Source organism: Bradyrhizobium sp. CCBAU 11357 (genome assembly GCF_028128865.1).
Taxonomy (GTDB): Bacteria; Pseudomonadota; Alphaproteobacteria; order Rhizobiales; family Xanthobacteraceae; genus Bradyrhizobium.
Window position 1 is genome coordinate 1 of the sequence record NZ_LBJW01000112.1, and the last position, 17225, is coordinate 17225.

General features: G+C 64.9%; 15 protein-coding genes. 6 read left to right on the forward strand and 9 right to left on the reverse strand.

The window, feature by feature from the left end; genetic code table 11:
• Positions 1 to 1173: OmpA family protein (locus XI05_RS33940; protein ID WP_271510083.1), on the forward strand; the 1173-nt coding region annotated here is incomplete at its 5' end.
• A 242-nt stretch (positions 1174 to 1415) separates the two neighbouring features.
• On the opposite strand, the gene XI05_RS33945 is transcribed toward XI05_RS33940, so the two are convergent.
• The 7 genes from XI05_RS33945 to XI05_RS33975 form a co-directional block, all read right to left on the reverse strand.
• Positions 1416 to 3173, reverse strand: coding sequence for an alkaline phosphatase (locus XI05_RS33945; protein ID WP_271510085.1), 1758 nt, complete (start codon positions 3171 to 3173; stop codon positions 1416 to 1418).
• A 116-nt stretch (positions 3174 to 3289) separates the two neighbouring features.
• The gene (gene argG / locus XI05_RS33950) at positions 3290 to 4627 is read right to left on the reverse strand and encodes an argininosuccinate synthase (RefSeq protein WP_172789500.1); all 1338 of its coding nucleotides are present in this window, start codon (positions 4625 to 4627) and stop codon (positions 3290 to 3292) included.
• A 91-nt stretch (positions 4628 to 4718) separates the two neighbouring features.
• A complete protein-coding gene (locus tag XI05_RS33955; RefSeq protein WP_271510087.1) occupies positions 4719 to 5495 on the reverse strand; it encodes a phosphatase PAP2 family protein in 777 nt (258 codons plus the stop codon).
• 170 nt (positions 5496 to 5665) lie between these two features.
• Complete coding sequence (locus XI05_RS33960; protein WP_271510088.1) at positions 5666 to 6154, reverse strand: hypothetical protein; 489 nt, start codon at positions 6152 to 6154, stop codon at positions 5666 to 5668.
• A 134-nt stretch (positions 6155 to 6288) separates the two neighbouring features.
• Positions 6289 to 7482 carry a 23S rRNA (adenine(2503)-C(2))-methyltransferase RlmN gene (gene rlmN / locus XI05_RS33965; protein WP_271510090.1) on the reverse strand — a complete coding sequence of 398 codons (1194 nt, stop codon included), beginning with the start codon at positions 7480 to 7482 and terminating at the stop codon, positions 6289 to 6291.
• Between the two features lie 177 nt (positions 7483 to 7659).
• Complete coding sequence (locus tag XI05_RS33970) at positions 7660 to 8328, reverse strand: invasion associated locus B family protein (RefSeq protein WP_172789504.1); 669 nt, start codon at positions 8326 to 8328, stop codon at positions 7660 to 7662.
• A gap of 116 nt (positions 8329 to 8444) precedes the next feature.
• Positions 8445 to 9284 (reverse strand): SDR family oxidoreductase, encoded by an 840-nt coding sequence (locus XI05_RS33975; protein ID WP_271510092.1) that lies wholly within the window; start codon positions 9282 to 9284, stop codon positions 8445 to 8447.
• Between the two features lie 220 nt (positions 9285 to 9504).
• Between XI05_RS33975 and XI05_RS33980 the strand changes: the two genes are divergently transcribed.
• The 3 genes from XI05_RS33980 to XI05_RS33990 all read left to right on the forward strand — a co-directional run bounded on the left by XI05_RS33980 (position 9505) and on the right by XI05_RS33990 (position 12911).
• Positions 9505 to 10479, forward strand: coding sequence for an NADPH:quinone oxidoreductase family protein (locus XI05_RS33980; protein ID WP_271510093.1), 975 nt, complete (start codon positions 9505 to 9507; stop codon positions 10477 to 10479).
• A 407-nt stretch (positions 10480 to 10886) separates the two neighbouring features.
• On the forward strand, positions 10887 to 11735 hold the full coding sequence (locus XI05_RS33985; protein ID WP_271510095.1) for a hypothetical protein: 849 nt from the start codon (positions 10887 to 10889) through the stop codon (positions 11733 to 11735).
• Between the two features lie 18 nt (positions 11736 to 11753).
• Positions 11754 to 12911, forward strand: coding sequence for a TAXI family TRAP transporter solute-binding subunit (locus tag XI05_RS33990; RefSeq protein WP_271510097.1), 1158 nt, complete (start codon positions 11754 to 11756; stop codon positions 12909 to 12911).
• 253 nt (positions 12912 to 13164) lie between these two features.
• Here XI05_RS33990 and XI05_RS33995 read toward each other — a convergent pair whose 3' ends face one another.
• Both XI05_RS33995 and XI05_RS34000 read right to left on the reverse strand, forming a co-directional pair.
• Positions 13165 to 13551, reverse strand: a complete 387-nt coding sequence (locus XI05_RS33995; protein ID WP_271510099.1) for a YkvA family protein — start codon at positions 13549 to 13551, stop codon at positions 13165 to 13167.
• Between the two features lie 103 nt (positions 13552 to 13654).
• Positions 13655 to 13954, reverse strand: coding sequence for a 4a-hydroxytetrahydrobiopterin dehydratase (locus XI05_RS34000; protein WP_271510101.1), 300 nt, complete (start codon positions 13952 to 13954; stop codon positions 13655 to 13657).
• A 152-nt stretch (positions 13955 to 14106) separates the two neighbouring features.
• On the opposite strand from XI05_RS34000, the gene XI05_RS34005 reads away from it, so the two are divergent.
• Together XI05_RS34005 and XI05_RS34010 are read left to right on the forward strand one after the other, a co-directional pair.
• Positions 14107 to 15552: a TAXI family TRAP transporter solute-binding subunit gene (locus XI05_RS34005; protein WP_271510103.1), complete on the forward strand. Its 1446-nt coding sequence runs from the start codon at positions 14107 to 14109 to the stop codon at positions 15550 to 15552.
• 129 nt (positions 15553 to 15681) lie between these two features.
• Positions 15682 to 17223, forward strand: coding sequence for an alkaline phosphatase D family protein (locus tag XI05_RS34010; RefSeq protein WP_271510105.1), 1542 nt, complete (start codon positions 15682 to 15684; stop codon positions 17221 to 17223).
• Positions 17224 to 17225 lie beyond the last annotated feature (2 nt).

Here is a 17225-nt window from a genome sequence, read left to right on the forward strand (position 1 = left end):
CAGGCCGGCAGCCTGCCGCGGCCAGCAGCTCCTCCGCCCGGTGCCGCGGCGCCGACGGTGGTCCCCGGCTCGGCGGCCGCAGCGCCGCCACCCGACAGGGCGCAATACAGGCCGCCGACGGTCGCACCGGCCTTCCGGGCTGCGCCGACGGTCTCAGCGCCGTTGCCGCCGGCCCCGCGTCCGCCACAGCGTGACCTGACCCCGCTCGCGGTCGGTGCGGGCGTGGTGGCCGGCGCCGTGATCGGCGCGACCATCGCTGACATGCACAGTCAGCGACGCGAGACCATCGAGGGCGGCCGCACCGTCTACACCGAGCCGGATCGCATCATCATCCGCGATCCGGGCGGGCAGGCCTATGTCCGCGGCAACGACCTCTATCGTTTCCGTTACGGCGCGCGCGACATCCGCACGGACACGGTCGGCGGTGAAACCCGCACGGTCGTCGTTCGTCCTGACGGCAGCGAAATCATCACCGTCGTCGGCGCCGACGGTCGGCTGATGCGGCGCATCCGCAGGGATCCCCGTGGGCACGAACTCATCATCATCGACAACACCTACCGCGATCCACGGGCGGTCGGCGGCTTCTATGTCGACGTGCCGCCGCCAGTCGTGAACATCCCTTACGACCGCTACATCGTCGACGCCCAGGAAGCGTCACCTGATGTCATCTACCAGACCATGGTGGCACCGCCTGTGCAGCGGATCGATCGGCGTTACTCGCTCGACGAGATCCGCTACAGCCCCAATGTTCGCATGCAGATGCCGAGCATCGACGTCAACACGATCGTCTTCGAAACGGGATCGTGGACCATCCCGCCGGACCAGGCGGCCCGGCTGCAGACGATCGCGGACGGTCTCAACCAGGCGATCCAGCGCAATCCGCGCGAGGTCTTCCTGATCGAGGGACATACCGACGCGGTCGGCAACGAGGTTGACAATCTCTCATTGTCGGACCGCCGTGCGCAGGCCGCGGCCGAATTGCTGACGCAGCAGTTCGGTGTGCCGGCCGAGAACCTGACGTCGCAAGGCTATGGCGAGCAATATCTGAAGGAGCAGACGCAAGGGCCGAGCGTGATCAACCGGCGGGTCACCATCCGCAACATCACGCCGTTGCTCAACGGCGGCCAGGCTTCGCTGCCGCCGCCCCCGCCCGGCACCGCACCGCCGCGCTGAGGCGACGTACAAATGGCGAAATGGCCGGGAGCGATCCCGGCCATTTTGTTTTGAGCGGGATGAGATGAGGCTTGATCGCCGCCACGACGGCGGTGCGCTCCCTCTCCCGCTTGCGGGAGAGGGTTGGGGAGAGGGTGTTTCCACAAGAGTAGAGAACCCTCACCCGGCGCTTCGCGCCGACCTCTCCCGCAAGCGGGAGAGGTGAACGAGCCGCCGTCGTCTCAATTGACGACGTGTAGCCGCTACTGTCCGGCGGCAAGCCCGAGCGCGTCGACCATCACACGGAACACTTCGGTGTTGTCCATCGAGCCGTGCACACGCTCGCTGCCCGGTCCGGTCGCGGTCAGAATGACATCCTCGCCCGAATGCACGCTGGCGCCGACCAGCGCCGACAGATTGCCGGGGCGCAGCACCGCGCCCGGGACCTCCTTGTATTTGTCGTTGGCCTTGTAGGTGCCGTCATCGCCGGCCTTGACGGTCGGCTCGTTGGGATTGTCGAGCTTCGGACGGAACGTCTCGTAATGATCGGGCAGGCTCGCCGAGAAGATGGCGAGCCGCCGGCTCACGTCGACGCGTGACGGATAACCTTCCGCATCCGGCGCCGGATAGTTGGGAAATCCGGCCTGCTCATAGACGCCGACGCGCTCGCGCAAGGGCACGTTGGGCGTCGTGCCCATGTCGTCATTGATCGTGCCGACCAGACTATTGGGATGATTGTGATCCGCCAGCACCAGGATCAGGGTGTCGCCGCCGCGTGCGCGTGCCCATTCGCGCGTATGATGCACCGCGTTGTCGAGCATGATCGTGTCGTAGACTGCGCGCTCCATGTCGAGGACATGCGCATATTTGTCGATCAGTCCGGACTCGACCATCAGGAAGAAGCCGCCCTCGTTCTTGGCGAGGATGTTCAGCGCCGCCTGCACCTGCTCGGTCAGGTCAGGCTGCTCGGGAAATTTCTTCACGCCGCCGCCCTTGAGGAATTTGCGGTCGAGCACACCGTCCATGTTGCCGGTGGCGAACAGGCCGAGCAGCTTGCTCGTGTCCTGTTTTGCGGCGGAGGTGCTGAGCTCGCTGGCGGTGGTCGCCACCTGATAGCCGGCGTCGCGAAACTTCGCGATGTAGTCGGTCTCGTCCTTGCGTTTCGAGCCTATCGCCGACTTCGGCAGGAAATTCGCGCTGCCGCCGCCCAACAGCACATCCGGCTTCGCCGCGAAGAACTGCTCGACGATCTCGTCATAGGCGGCGCGCCGGCGGGTGTGCGCAACCATCGCCGCCGGCGTCGCGTCTTCGATCTCGGTATTGGTGACGATACCGATCGCCATGCCGAGCTGCCTCTTGGCGAGGCTCGTGATGGTTTCGACCTTGGGATCGTCGAGCGGGCTTGCGCTGCGGTCGGCATAGACGCCGAGGGCATTGACGGCGCTCTTGTGCCCGGTCGCATAGGCGCTGGCCGAGTTCGCGGAATCCGTGATGATCGAGTCCGAGCCGGCGGTTGCCACCAGCGCCATATGCGGCATGTCGTCGATGGCGAGCTTGCCGCGGCTCTTGCCTTCCGAAATACCCTTGGACAGGATTCGCGCGGCAACCCGATGCGCCGGCGACATGCCATCGCCGATGAACAGGATGACGTTCTTCGCCTTGCGCGGGCCGGTGTCGTAAACATTCCATGTGACGCTGCGCTGGCGGGTGCCGTCGCTCACGTCCACCACGATGCTGCCGGGCTTGGTCAGCGTGACGTCGCGCAGGATCAGCGCCGACTGCTGCTTGCCGTCCTCGCGCTCGATGAAGCTCCCGGAACGGCCGAACGCGGCCGCATAATCGGCACCGTTCACCGTCACCTTCAACTTGGCGGGATCGACCAGACCGGGAAGCTCGACCTTGAAGTCGAATTTGGCTCCAGCGAGGATCTCGGCACGATCGATCGGATAGACCGTCTGCGCCTGTAGCGACGATGTCCAACAAAGGACGATGAGAGAGGCGAGTGCCGACCTCTTGACCATGTTTGATGCTCCGCAATTCCGTTCCGATGGACACAGGAACCTAGCGATCGAGCATGACACCGTCATTAAGCCCGTAGCCCGGATCGATCGGAAGCGAAATCCGGGCTACGAGAGCGTCAGCCCTTGTCGCTCTCGAGCCGGAATATCTGCGAGCCTTCCGTGCCCGACAACAGGCCGGTCTTCGAATAGAGACCGAGCTTGGTGCGGGTGTCGGCGATGTCGAGGTTGCGCATGGTGAGCTGGCCGATGCGGTCGGCCGGCGTGAAGGCGGCGTCCTCGACCTTCTCCATGCTGAGCCGCTCCGGCGCATAGGTGAGGTTGGGGCTCTCGGTGTTGAGGATCGAATAATCGTTGCCGCGGCGCAGCTCCAGCGTCACCTCGCCGGTGACGGCGCGGGCGACCCAGCGCTGCGCGGTTTCGCGCAGCATCAGGGCCTGCGAATCGAACCAGCGGCCCTGATAGAGCAGGCGCCCCAGGCGCATGCCGCTGATGCGGTACTGCTCGATCGTGTCCTCGTTGTGGATGCCGGTGACGAGGCGCTCATAGGCGATGTGCAGCAGCGCCATGCCGGGCGCCTCATAGATGCCGCGGCTCTTGGCCTCGATGATGCGGTTCTCGATCTGGTCGCTCATGCCGAGGCCGTGACGGCCGCCGATCGCGTTGGCTTCGAGGAACAGCGCGACCGGATCGGAGAAGGTCTGGCCATTCAGCGCGGTCGGCTGACCTTCCTCGAAGCGCACCACGACCTTCTCGGCCTTGACGGCGCAATCGTCGCGCCAGAACGGCACGCCCATGATCGGGTTGACGATCTTGATGCCACTGTCGAGGCTTTCGAGATCCTTGGCCTCGTGCGTGGCGCCGAGCAGATTGCTGTCGGTCGAATACGCCTTCTCTGCGCTCATCTTGTAGGCGAAGCCCTGCGCGGTCATGAATGCCGACATCTCCGCGCGGCCGCCGAGCTCGTCGATGAACTGCTGGTCGAGCCAGGGCTTGTAGATCTTCAGGCCGGGATTGGTGAGCAGGCCGTAGCGATAGAAGCGCTCGATGTCGTTGCCCTTGAAGGTCGATCCGTCGCCCCAGATGTTGACGCCGTCCTCCTTCATGGCCGCGACCAGCATCGTGCCGGTCACGGCGCGGCCGAGCGGCGTGGTGTTGAAATAGGTGATGCCGCCGGTCGAGATATGGAAGGCGCCGGACTGGATCGCGGCGATGCCCTCGTGGACGAGCTGCGTGCGGCAATCAACCAGGCGCGCGTTCTCGGCGCCGAACTCCATCGCCTTGCGCGGGATCTCGTTGTAGTCGGCTTCATCCGGCTGGCCGAGATTGGCGGTGTAGGCGTAGCAGCGCGCGCCCTTCTGCTTCATCCAGAGCAGCGCCGCAGAGGTGTCGAGGCCGCCCGAAAAAGCGATGCCGACTTTCTCACCCTTGGGCAGGCTTTTCAGGATCGTGGTCATGGGGCTTCCAATCGGGTCTCAAGCTGACGTGACGGATGGGTTTGACCGCGCGAATATCAAATTTCGCGGGGCTCGGCACCCCTTTAATGGCTCAAACCGAGGGTTCGGGGCCGGTCTTGCGGCCGAACAGGCGCTGGCGGAGCCGGTAGGCGGGCATGTTCAGCCGGGTCAGGGCGGCATCCACCGCCTCGTCCGAGAACCGCGTCCGCGGCCAGCGGTAGATCAGCGCGTAGGCGAACCAGATCACGACGAAGGTGACGAGGCCGGCGATCGAGACATCGGTAAAGAAGTGTCCGCCGAAGGCCATGCGCAGGGTGCTGGTGACGGCACCGAACACCACGGCGGCGGCATAGGCGAGCGGCCGCCACGCCGGCGGCGCCAGCGCGGCCGGCGCCAGCGTCCAGAATGCCGTTGCCCCTTCGCCGGAGAAGAACGAGCAATTGCGCCCGCAGCCGCCGCGCGGATCCCACCACGGCACGAATTGCTGGTCGCCCGCGAACTCGGTCACCACCACCGGGCGCGGGCGGCCCCAATAAGTCTTGAACGTCAGGTTGGTCAAAATGCCGGCCGACATGATCAGCGTCACCAGCAGGAAGATGATCGTGCGCCCCGGCACCATCAGCGGACGGTCGGGCCGGATCATCTTGACCACGAGCGCGACGATCGAGGGAAGGGCGAACGCCCAGGCGATCCACATCGCCGCATCGCGCGCAAAGCCGGCCCACTCGTTCAGCTTGAGCGGAAACGTCCTGGTCTCGGGGTCGAAGAACAGCGAAGCGAGCTTGAGGTCGAGCTCGGGATAGAGGCCGAAGGCGACGCCGATCACGAGCCACAGCGCCAGGGCAATGAAGAGTCCAGTCCGGTTCATGGCGCGCGGTTTAGCGGAGTGGGGCGGGGATGGAAACCCCGGAATCCGTCATTGCGAGCGACTTGTCCGCCGTAGCTCGAAGAGCGAAGGCGGAAGCGAAGCAATCCAGAATCTTTCCGCAGAGGGATCCTGGATTGCTTCGTCGCTTCGCTCCTCGCAATGACGGCGTCTCAATCCGGCCTTGAATTCGACGGCAATGGCGGCGGCGGTTTGCGCGGGGGCGGCGGGATGCGCCAGGCTCCGGCATTGCGGCCGGCGATCAGCCAGTAGACCACGCCGGCAACGATGCCGGCGCCGGTCATGATTTCCAGGTGACGCCGCACGATGCCCTCGAACTGCAGCGTGTCGGCGTGGAAGGGAACAAGACCGAGATAGCAGGCCAGCCCGACGAGGCCCCCGCCGACGGCATAGGCGATCGCACTGCGGATGTAGAGCGCTTCGGTGATCGCGACGATCACCGCCGCCGGCACCAGCGCGAAGCCCGAGACGAAGATGAAGCCGAAGCCGAGCAGGATGTCGATCGTGCCCTGATCGACCGGACCGGCGCCGAGATCGGCGAATTCCGGAAACAGCAGCGCGACGACGACGATCATGCCGCCGACGAAACAGGCGGCGAGAAAGCCAATGAAGATGACGACGAGGCGGCCGATCAGGGACATGACGAAGATGCCAACTCAGTCGTCATTGCGAGGAGCGCAGCGACGAAGCAATCCAGACTGCCGCCGCGGAGATATTCTGGATTGCTTCGCTGCGCTCGCAATGACAGGAATGCGAGAACGACGGCATGAACAACTTAATCCGTCATCGCCATGGCGCGCAGCGCCTGGCGTTCGCGCGCCGAGAGCTTTTCGGTCTCCGACTTGAGCTGGCCGCAGGCGGCGAGGATGTCGCGGCCGCGCGGGGTGCGCACCGGCGAGGAATAGCCGGCGTTGAAGATGTATTCGGAGAACCTTTCGATCTGGTCCCAGTCCGAGCATTCATAGGCGGTGCCGGGCCAGGGATTGAACGGGATCAGGTTGATCTTGGCCGGAATGCCCTTGAGCATCTTCACCAGCAGCTTGGCATCGTCGAGCGAATCGTTGACGCCCTTGAGCATGACATATTCGAAGGTGATGCGGCGCGCGTTGGAGGCGCCGGGATAGTCGCGGCAGGCCTGCAGCAGCTCCTTGATCGGATATTTGCGGTTGAGCAGCACCAGCTCGTTGCGCAGCTCGTCGCGCACCGCGTGCAGCGAGATCGCGAGCATGACGCCGATCTCCTCGCCGGCGCGCACGATGTTCGGCACCACGCCCGAGGTCGACAGCGTGATGCGGCGGCGGGAGATGCCGATGCCTTCGTTGTCGCCGACGATCAGGAGCGCATCGCGCACCGCGTCGAAATTGTAGAGCGGCTCGCCCATGCCCATCATCACAATGTTGGTGACGCGGCGGGTGCCGTCCTCGCGATCGGCCCAGTCGTTGAGGCGATCGCGCGCGACAATCACCTGGCCTACGATCTCGCCGGCGGTGAGGTTGCGCACCAGGCGCTGCGTGCCGGTGTGGCAGAAGGCGCAGTTCAGCGTGCACCCCACCTGCGAGGAGACGCACAGCGTGCCGCGGTCGGTCTCGGGGATGTAGACGCATTCGACTTCATGCGCCTTCTGAACATTGTCGCCGCTCGGCAGGCGCAACAGCCATTTGCGGGTGCCGTCGTTGGAGATCTGCTCGGCCACCACCTCGGGCCGGTCCACGGTGAAATGCTGGGCGAGATCGGCGCGGATGCCCTTCGAGATCGAGGTCATGTCATCGAAGCTCTGGGCGCCGCGGAAATAGATCCAGTGCCACAGCTGCTGCACCCGCATCTTGCGCTGGGCCGGTGCGACGCCGATCTCGCCGAGGCGATCGGCAAGCTCGGTGCGCGACAGGCCGATCAGCGACGGCTTGGCCGGCGGCACATAGGTTTCGAGCGGAGTCTTCTCCACCAGGATGGCGTTGTGCGGCTCGGTCATCGATTGCCTGAGATTGCTGCTGTCTCGTCATGCCCGGGCTTGTCCCGGGCATCCACGTTCTCCCCGCCGGAACCAGCGCGTGGATGGCCGGGACAAGCCCGGCCATGACGGCAGCACCTTTGGGATACCCCTATATAGCAACCGGAACCGCCGATTGCGACCTTATCGCCAGCAGACTTAACGCCGGCAGTCCTGCGCGATCTTGTCGAGCGCCTGGGCGAGGCCCTTCAGCGAAAACGTGTCGGTCGTCTCGGTGCCCTTGGCCGAGACGCCCTTGACGACGAGATCGGCGGATTTGCGCATGGCTTCGACCATCCGCTCCTCCTCGGCCGCGTTCTTGATCCAGAGCCCGTCGCCCTGCGTGTACATGGCGAAGGAGGCGCCGCCGACCTCGACGGTCGATTCCGAGCCGGGCTTCAGCGCATAGCCGATCATGACCGAGACTTCGTTGTTGACCTTCTCGGCCGGCCGGGTCGAGACGAAGGCATAGGCCGGATCGCGCGGCCGGTTCGGCGGGTTGGTTTTCGACGACGACGGCTTGGCCAGCGCGAAGCAGACCTTCTTGCCGTTCGGCGTCGCCGAATAGGCGCCCCAGGTGCCGAACTGCCCGATCAGGGTCGGCTCCGCGCCCCCCGCAACTGCCGCAGCCGGGGCCGCCGGCTTGCTCTCGGGCTTCGGGGTCGCCTTTGCGTTGGTGTTGGCCGGCGGCGCAGCCGGCTTGGGGGTCGCCTCTTTTGGAGCAGAACCGGACTTGGGCGCCGGTTGCGCCGTCTGCGCCCGCGCAGAAACGGCGATTCCCCCGGCCGCCACGCCAGTCGTCAAAGCTAAAATCAGCACCCGCCACATGCCGCAGTGGTTCCCTCAATATTGTGACTGGAAGATGGCCCGAGCGCGCGTTGTCCCCGGCCAGGGATAGCCGGGAAAGTCCAATTTGGGAAGGCAGTTAGCGGTATCGGCGGCGGTTACGCCTTGGATCTGGCGGCGCGTTGAGCGGCCCATTGCGCCTCGGTCCAGCCGAGCAGATCCTCGGCACCGGAACTGCGCAAATGCGCGCCGCCGTCGATCACTACCATCTCGCCATTGATGTAGGCGGCGCGGTCCGAGACCAGGAAGCTGGCGAGATCGGCCAGCTCGCTGTGCTCGCCGGTGCGCCCAAGCGGGTTGCGCGAGGACCAGCCCTCGTCGCGGCCTTCGGGACGGAGCTGCCCGGTGGCCCCTGCGGTCGGAAACGGGCCCGGCGCGATCGCGACGGTGCGGATGTCCTTCGGGCCCCATTCCACCGCAAGGCTCCTGGTCATCGCCAGCAGCGCCGACTTCGCCATTGCCGAGGGAACCGTGAAGGCGCGGCCGGTGATGGTGGAGGTCGAGAGGATCGACAGCACGACGCCGGCATGCTTGGCCTCGATCCAGCGCCGGCCGGCGGCGAGCGTGCAATACATCGCGCCGTGCAGCGTCGGCGCCAGGATCGCATCCGCGGCGCGGAAGGAGAGATGCTCGCTTTGTGCGATGAAGGTGGCAGCGGCATTGTTGACGAGAATGTCGAGCGGCGCCGCGCGCCAGATCGCATCCATCATGTTGTCGACGGCCGCACCGTCGCGGATATCGCAGGCGATCGCGGTGACCCTGCCGCCGGTCTCTTCGCGCATCTCGCGCGCCGTTGCCTCGAGGCGATCGAGCTTGCGGCCGCAGATCACGAGCTCGGCGCCCAGCGCGAGGAAGCGGCGGCCCATCGCGGCGCCCAGGCCCGAGCCGCCGCCGGTGACGAGGATGCGCTTGGTCTCGAGCAGGCTTGTTTCAAACATCGTTTGAATCCTTTCTCCGCGGATTTCGTCATTGCGAGCGTAGGAAGCAATCCGGACTATTTCCGCGGTACGGACTCTGGGTTGCTTCGCTGCGCTCGCAATGACGGGAGGTTAGGCCGTCGCGTGGTCCGAGACAAAGAATCCGGATTGTCCGGCCGCAGTAAATCCGGCAGAAACGACCCAACTATAATTCCACTCGAAACGCTCTCAAGGTGCCGCCATGAAAGCCATCCTCTGCTCGCAATATTGCCAGCCCGACGAACTCGTTCTGACTGAGGTGCCCGATCCGGTGGCAGGGCCCGGCGAAGCCGTGATCGCGATCAAGGCGGCGGCGCTGAATTTTTTCGACATCCTGATGATCCAGGGCAAGTACCAGATCAAGCCGCCATTCCCGTTCTCGCCGGCGGCGGAAGTTGCCGGCGTGATCGAGAGCATCGGCGCCGGCGTCACTGACCTCAAGGTCGGCGACCGCGTCGTCGCCTCCTGCGGCCACAATGGCGCGCGCGAGAAGATCGCGCTGCCGGCGGCATCGATCGTGAAGATCCCCGACAGTCTCGACTACGACCGCGCGGCCGGCATCATCATCATCTACGGCACCGCGCTGCATGCGCTGGAGGATCGCGCCAGCCCCAAGCCGGGCGAGACGCTCGCCGTGCTGGGTGCAGCTGGCGGCACCGGCCTTGCGGCCTGCGAGCTCGGCAAGCTGATGGGCTTGAAGGTGATCGCCTGCGCCTCGTCGGACGAGAAGCTCGAATTCGCCAAAGCGCATGGCGCCGAGCTGACGCTGAACTACGCCAAGGAAGATCTGAAGGAAGGCCTGCGCAAGCTCACCAATGGCAAGGGTGTCGACATCATCTTCGATCCGGTGGGTGGTGCGTATGCCGAGCAGGCGCTGCGCTCGATCGCGTGGGAGGGCCGCTTCCTCGTCATCGGCTTTGCCGCCGGTGACATCCCGAAGATGCCGCTGAACCTCGGGCTGCTGAAGGGCTGCGACATCCGCGGCGTGTTCTGGGGCGCCTGGACGCGGCTCAACCCGGCGAAGAACCGCGCCAATCTCGAGAAACTGGTGAAGTGGACCGCGGAAGGCAAGATCTCATCGCATGTCGACCGCACCTTTCCGCTGGCCCAGACCGCGGATGCGCTGAAGGTGCTCGCGGGCCGGCAGGCGATGGGCAAGGTGATCCTGCATCCGTGAGGATGTAGTGGCGAATGGCGTCACGAGGCCATCGCCACATACCCAACTTTCATCGCCCGGCCTTGACCGGCGATCGCGGCCCGTACTGCGAGATAGTTGTGGTTGAAGCGATGGGCCACAGCGTACTGGATTCCCCGCCTTCGCGGGAATGACAGCGGAGCGGAGCTGGCAGTGCGCCTTCGGCCATCGTAAAGTCTCCTCAACCACTGCTGGCAAAACTGCGGTGCATTCCACAACCTCGCCCGAATCAAACCCAAAATTTTCCAGATTCGCTCCAAACGCCGTCGCTTTTTGGACTGATTCAGATTGCGATTTACCGGCTCCAGTTTGCTGGGCGCTCCTGGACAACAACAAAAAAACTGAAACCGGTATGCCCCGCGTTGTGTCAGTTCAGGGGGAGCATCACCATGGAGACGACGGCATACCGCCCGTCCAAGGAATCGAGAGCCTTCGATTCCGATCCAGCCGCATCACATCCATCCACCGCATCCTACATCCGTGCGCGCGCGGCACGGATCGATCTGTCCCCGGACGATCCGATTCCACTATTCCTGTCCGATCCGCTCGGTGCGCCAAACCCGGACGAATATGCCCCGCTGGAGTTGCGTTCCCGACGCAGAATTGTCTCGCATGTTCTCGCGGCTGTTCTGGTAGCATCCAGCCTGGCAATTCTTGCCGCGCTGTTTCAGTCCGACCTTCGCGGCATCTTCGCCGCCGTTGGCTCCACCGGCATCGCGCTGGAACAGGCGGCGGCCTCGGCCATCGCGCCGGCCGCACCTCAGTCTCCGCGCAAGGATCCGGGGCGCGTGACCGACGCAAGGCTGGCGAGCGCTGACGCGCAGGATCTCCCTGCACCGTCAACGCCGAGCCGCGAAGCGATTGCGACCGCCTATCAGACCGCGCTGCAAGCCCAGATGCCTGTGCCTCAGCCCGCACCGGTGACCCCACCGCCTGCACCGCCTGCGCCCGCGAAGACGCTCGACGCCGACACGCTGGCCGGGCTGATGACGCGCGCGAAGAGCCTGTTGACGATCGGCGATATCGTCGCAGCTCGCCTGTTGCTCGAACGCGCGGCCAACGCCCAGGATGCGACAGCGGCGTTTCTGCTGGCGCAGACCTATGATCCGGCCGTGCTAGGCACCAGCGACGCGCGGCGCATCGCCGCCGATGCGACAGCTGCGCGCGACTGGTACGCGAAGGCCGCGGTACTCGGATCGACGGAGGCGCGGCAGCGCCTCGCCCAGCTTCAAAACTAGTACTTTTTAGAGGACATCATGCATAACGCTTTGAAAATGGCGCTTGTCGCCATCGTGACGATCTGTGCCTTCGCGGCACGTGCTGAGCCGCAGGCCGAATACGATCCGGCCAAGGTCTCGGACAGCCTGAAGGCCATCTTCCAGTTCGGCTCGACCTCCACCAAGCAGGCGCTGAATGCCAACACCGTCACGCTGATCACGGGTACGATCGGCGGCACCTATGTGCAGTTCGGCGCCGACCTCGCCTCGGTGCTCGACGACGGCAACAAGATCCGCGTGCTGCCGATCGTCGGCCGCGGCTCGGTGCAGAGCGTCGCCGACATCCTGTTCCTGCAGGGCGTCGATCTCGGCATCGTGCGCGCAGACACGCTCGACTATCTCGAGCGCAAGGGCTTCGCCAAGGACATCAAGAAACAGTTCACTTACGTGACCAAGCTCTACAATGAAGAGATGCAGGTCATCGCGCCGAAATCGATCGCGACACTGAAGGACCTCGAGGGGAAGAGAGTCAGCGTCGATCTGCCCAATGGCGGGACCTTCGTCACCGCACTGACGGTGTTCGAGCGGCTCGGGATCAAGGCGAACTTCGTCTATGTCGAGCAACGCATCGCGATGGAGAAGCTGAAGGCCGGACAGATCGATGCCGTCATCGTGGTCGGCGGCAAGCCGTACAAGTCGGTCTCGACCTTCGGCAATGACGGCCGCTTCCATCTCGCGAAGGTGGACTATGCAAAGCCGCTGCAGAGCGACTATCTGCCGGCAACATTGACCGCCAAGGACTACCCGAATCTCATCAAGGAGGGTGAGAGCGTCGACACGATCGCGGTGCCCGCGGTGCTCGCGGCCTACAATTGGGCGCCCAACACCGAGCGTTATCGCAAGCTCGCGCTGTTCGTGGACGCGTTCTTCACGAAATTCACTGCACTGCAGAACCCGCCCTTCCATCCCAAGTGGAAGGAGGTCTCGCTGGCGGCGCCGCTATCCGGCTGGAACAGATTGCCGGTGGCGCAGCAATGGCTCGACAAGCACGGCATCGAGCCGGTGACACGCCAGCGCTTCGAGGCGTTCTTGAAGCAGAGCCCTGCGGCCGCAACGGTCTCCGATGCGGACAAGGAGACGCTGTTCAGGCAATTCCAGGCGTGGGACGCGGAGAAGGCGCGGGCGGAGAAGAAGTAGCGGTTGTCGCTGCGAGGAGCGGAGCGACGAAGCAATCCAGAATCCCTCCGCGAAAAGAGTCTGGATTGCTTCGCTTCGCTCGCAATGACGATGCTCGCGGCAGCAGCAGCCATACGCTCAGTGTCATCGCCCGGCTTGACCGGGCGATCCAGTATTCCAGAGACAGTCGTTATCGATCGAGAGGCCGCGGCGTACTGGATGCCCCGGTCAAGCCGGGGCATGACAGCGGAACGTGTGGTTGAATCCGCCTTGACTACGCCGCTTCCACGTCCGCCTCGCTCACCCCGCGCTTCAGCGCGGCGCGGGCGGCTTCGCGGTGCTCGTTCGTGATGTGGCCGGCAACCATGCGGATGGCGGTGGCGAGCACGGCGGCGTCATCGGCGAAGCCGAGCATCGGCATGACGTCGGCGACGAAGTCGAACGGCAGGATGAAATAGGCGATCGCGCCTAACAGCGAGGCCTGGACGTGGCGCGGCGTCTGCCGGTCGAACGCGCAGTAATAGGCGGCAAGCAGATCCTCCGCGAACGGAAGCCGCGCGGCGACGCGCTTCAGCTTGCGCCAGAAGCGGCGGCGCACGCTCTCGCGATCTTCCGCAAGCCGATCGGCCGGCTCGAAGCCAACACTGTGCTCGGCAGCCATGCTTCAACTCCCCGTTCAGCAAGGGGCGGCGGATCGCCGCATGCCCTGCTGATCACAAGATGGGGATGCGGCCGGACGCTGCAAGATGTCAGCTAGGTGTCAGCTAAGCCGTCGACTTGGCGATGGTGTTCATCGCCCTGGCGAGCTCGATATCGCGCGCCGTGACGCCGCCGGCATCATGGGTCGACAGCACCACCTCCACGGTCTTGTAGACGTTACGCCATTCGGGGTGATGATCCATCTTCTCGGCGACCAGCGCGGCGCGGCTCATGAAGCCGAACGCCTCGTTGAAATCCTTGAAGACAAAGGTTTTCCCGATGGCGTCGCGGCCTTGGACGTCGGACCAGCCGGGTAGTCCGCCCAGCGCCTGCCTGCGTGCCTCTGCCGAGAGCCGTTCTGACATGACCATCTCCGTGCTTCAGGGGAACTTTACCCTAACACCCCGCTGACGCCCGGGTTCACACGGGGATTTCCTCGATCCGCTAACCATGACGGAGATGTAACCCCGCCGGACAAGAAATTTGCTACAATTGCGGGCGTAAATCGCCGGCCAAGATGAAACTGAGCCTGAAGCGCCTGTTTGGGAGATCTATGACCGGGGGATTGGACCTGGCCGAAGCGCCCCCTCCGCCTTCGCCGCGATCCGCGGCGCGGAAGACGGCCCTCGTGTCTCTGGCCCTGGTGCTCGCGATCATCGGCGCGCTCGCCGGCGGCTACTATTTCGCGATGCGACCGGTGACGCTGAGGATCGCGGTCGGCCCTGCCAACAGCGACGACGTCAAGGTCGTGCAGACGCTGACGCAAGGCTTCGCGCAACACAAGAGCCAGGTGCGGCTGCGCCCGATCCAGACCGACAGTGCCATCGCCAGCGCCAGTGCGCTCGCGGAGGGCAAGGTCGACCTCGCCATCGTGCGCGGCGACCTCGAGGTGCCGAAGAACGCACAGGCGGTCGCGACCCTGCGCAAGAACGTCGTGGTGCTGTGGTCCGTGCCCGCCAAGGGCAAGAAGAAGGGCGCGAAGATCACCAAGATCGCGCAGCTCGCCGGCCATCGCATCGGCGTCGTCGGCCGCACCCAAGCCAACGTCAACCTCCTCAAGGTGATCCTGCAGCAATACGGCGTCGATTCCGCCAAGGTCGAGATCGTGCAATTCCCGGCGAACGAGGTTGCCGACGCGATCAAGGCGCAGAAGGCCGACGTCTATCTCGCGGCCGGCCCGGTCAACAGCAAGATCACGGCCGACGCGATCGCGGCATCGATCAAGGAAGGGGGCACGCCGACCTTCCTCGAGATCGATTCGGCGGACGCAATCGCACAGAACCACCCGGTCTACGAAGCCTCGGAGATCCCTGCCGGCACCTATGGCGGCTCGCCCGCTCGACCCGAGGACGAGGTCAAGACCATCAGCTTTTCGCATCACATCGTGGCGCGCAAAGGCGTGTCCGAGACCACCATCGCGGCGTTCACGCGCCAGCTGTTCGCCGTGCGGCAGCAATTGGTGACGGAATTCCCGCTGGCGGCAAAGATCGAAACGCCCGATACCGACAAGGACGCCGTGATCCCGGTGCATCCGGGTGCGGCCGCCTTCGTCGACGGCGAGGAGAAGACCTTCCTCGACAAATACAGCGATTACATCTGGTGGGGCTTGATGGCGCTGTCCGCCATGGGCTCGATCGGCGCGTGGTTTGCGGGTTATCTGAAGAAGGACGAGCGCGACAACAACAGCCATCTGCGTGATCGGCTGTTGGACATGATCGCGGCGGCGCGCAAGTGCGAGACCACCGAAGAGCTCGACCAGATGCAGACCGAAGCCGACGACATCCTGCGCGATACGCTGCGCTGTTACGATCACGGCGCGATCGAGGAAGGCGCGCTCACCGCCTTCAACATTGCACTCGACCAGTTTCATTCGGCGGTCGCCGACCGCAAGGCCCTGCTGATGAGCCTGCCGCAGAACCTGCAGCGCGCCGGCGCGCAATTCCGGGCCGCCGGCAACGCCTGAGCCTGCGCTTGCGCGCGTTATTGCTGCGTCACATTGTCTCAATATAGCTTGCCCCGTCATCCCGGGCGCGCAACGCGCGAACCCCGGAATGACGGGCCTTCCTGCAAGCTCGGGTCCGGAGCCATCTTCATGAGCATTAGGTTCTCCCGCCGCCGCTTCCTCGCCACCGGCGCGGGTGCACTCGGCACGATGGCGATGCCATATCTTTCCCGCGCGGCCGACCGGCCGGCGGTCACCCACGGCGTGCAATCGGGCGACGTCACCGTGCATGGCGGCGTGGTGTGGGCGCGCGCCGACCGTCCATCGCAGATGCTGGTCGAGGTGGCGACGACCGAGTCGTTCAAGGATGCCCGCGCGCTGCCGCCGATCGCGGCGCTGCCCGAGAGCGACTTCACCGCGAAGCTGCTGGTCGAAAATTGTCCGGCCGGCCAGGACATCTTTTACCGCGTCCGCTTTCGCGATCTCTCCCACAGCGCGATCGAGGGCGAGCCGGTGACCGGCCGCTTCCGCACCGCGCCCGCCGACCGCCGCGACGTCAGCTTCGTCTGGGGCGGCGACGTCGCAGGGCAGGGCTGGGGCATCAATCCCGACGACGGCGGCATGTTCACCTTTTCAACCATGCGCAAGCACCGGCCGGACTTCTTCCTGCATTCGGGTGACACGATCTATGCCGATGGCCCGATCCAACCCGAGGTGAAGCTCGCCGACGGCAAGATCTGGAAGAACCTCACCATCCCGGAGAAGGCCAAGGTCGCCGAGACGCTGGACGAGTTCCGCGCGGCCCACAAATACAATTTCACCGACGACAATCTCCGCGCCTTCAATGCCGAGGTGCCGATCTTCGTGCAGTGGGACGACCACGAGGTCACCAACAACTGGTCGCTCTCGAAAGAGCTGCCGGCCGCCTACAAGGTGCGCGACATCTCGCTGCTCGCGGCCCGCGCAGGCCGCGCCTTCCACGAGATGTACCCGCTGCGGGAGAGCATCACCGAGCCCGGCCGCGTCTATCGCCAGATCTCCTACGGCCCGCATCTCGACGTGTTCGTGCTCGACGAGCGCAGCTATCGCGGACCGAACGGCGCCAATTTCGAAACCGCCTATGGCCCTGCCAGCTATTTCCTCGGCCCGGACCAGATTGCCTGGCTCAAGCGCGGCCTGCTGAACTCGCGCGCGACTTGGAAGGTGATCGCGTCCGACATGCCGATCAGCCTGATCGTCTCCGACACACCAAAGGGCGGCTCGGAAGCCGTTGCGCAGGGCGACGGCCCCGTGCGCGGCCGCGAGCTCGAGATCGCCGACATCCTGCGCTTCATCAAGTTGGCGCCGATCAGCAACACGGTGTGGCTGACGGCAGACGTGCATTACGCCGCCGCGCACTATTACGATCCGAACAAGGCGCAATACCAGGAGTTCGAGCCGTTCTGGGAATTCGTCTCGGGCCCGCTGCATGCCGGCACGTTCGGTCCGAACGCGCTCGACAACACCTTTGGCCCCGAGGTGCGCTTCGTCAAGGCGCCGGGCAAGGACAGCCAGAACCTGGCGCCGTCAGCGGGCATGCAGTTCTTCGGCCACGTCAAGATCGACGGCGCCTCCGGCCAGATGACGGTGACCCTGCGCGACCGCGCCGACGTCGCGCTGTGGTCGACTACGCTCGATCCGAAGCAGAGCTGACC

Coding starts and splice junctions, on each gene's coding strand:
- XI05_RS33945 (WP_271510085.1), bottom strand. CDS start 3,173: ATGGTCAAGAGGTCGGCACTCGCCTCTCTCATCGTCCTTTGTTGGACA.
- argG (WP_172789500.1), bottom strand. CDS start 4,627: ATGACCACGATCCTGAAAAGCCTGCCCAAGGGTGAGAAAGTCGGCATC.
- XI05_RS33955 (WP_271510087.1), bottom strand. CDS start 5,495: ATGAACCGGACTGGACTCTTCATTGCCCTGGCGCTGTGGCTCGTGATC.
- XI05_RS33960 (WP_271510088.1), bottom strand. CDS start 6,154: ATGTCCCTGATCGGCCGCCTCGTCGTCATCTTCATTGGCTTTCTCGCC.
- rlmN (WP_271510090.1), bottom strand. CDS start 7,482: ATGACCGAGCCGCACAACGCCATCCTGGTGGAGAAGACTCCGCTCGAA.
- XI05_RS33970 (WP_172789504.1), bottom strand. CDS start 8,328: ATGTGGCGGGTGCTGATTTTAGCTTTGACGACTGGCGTGGCGGCCGGG.
- XI05_RS33975 (WP_271510092.1), bottom strand. CDS start 9,284: ATGTTTGAAACAAGCCTGCTCGAGACCAAGCGCATCCTCGTCACCGGC.
- XI05_RS33980 (WP_271510093.1), top strand. CDS start 9,505: ATGAAAGCCATCCTCTGCTCGCAATATTGCCAGCCCGACGAACTCGTT.
- XI05_RS33985 (WP_271510095.1), top strand. CDS start 10,887: ATGGAGACGACGGCATACCGCCCGTCCAAGGAATCGAGAGCCTTCGAT.
- XI05_RS33990 (WP_271510097.1), top strand. CDS start 11,754: ATGCATAACGCTTTGAAAATGGCGCTTGTCGCCATCGTGACGATCTGT.
- XI05_RS33995 (WP_271510099.1), bottom strand. CDS start 13,551: ATGGCTGCCGAGCACAGTGTTGGCTTCGAGCCGGCCGATCGGCTTGCG.
- XI05_RS34000 (WP_271510101.1), bottom strand. CDS start 13,954: ATGTCAGAACGGCTCTCGGCAGAGGCACGCAGGCAGGCGCTGGGCGGA.
- XI05_RS34005 (WP_271510103.1), top strand. CDS start 14,107: ATGAAACTGAGCCTGAAGCGCCTGTTTGGGAGATCTATGACCGGGGGA.
- XI05_RS34010 (WP_271510105.1), top strand. CDS start 15,682: ATGAGCATTAGGTTCTCCCGCCGCCGCTTCCTCGCCACCGGCGCGGGT.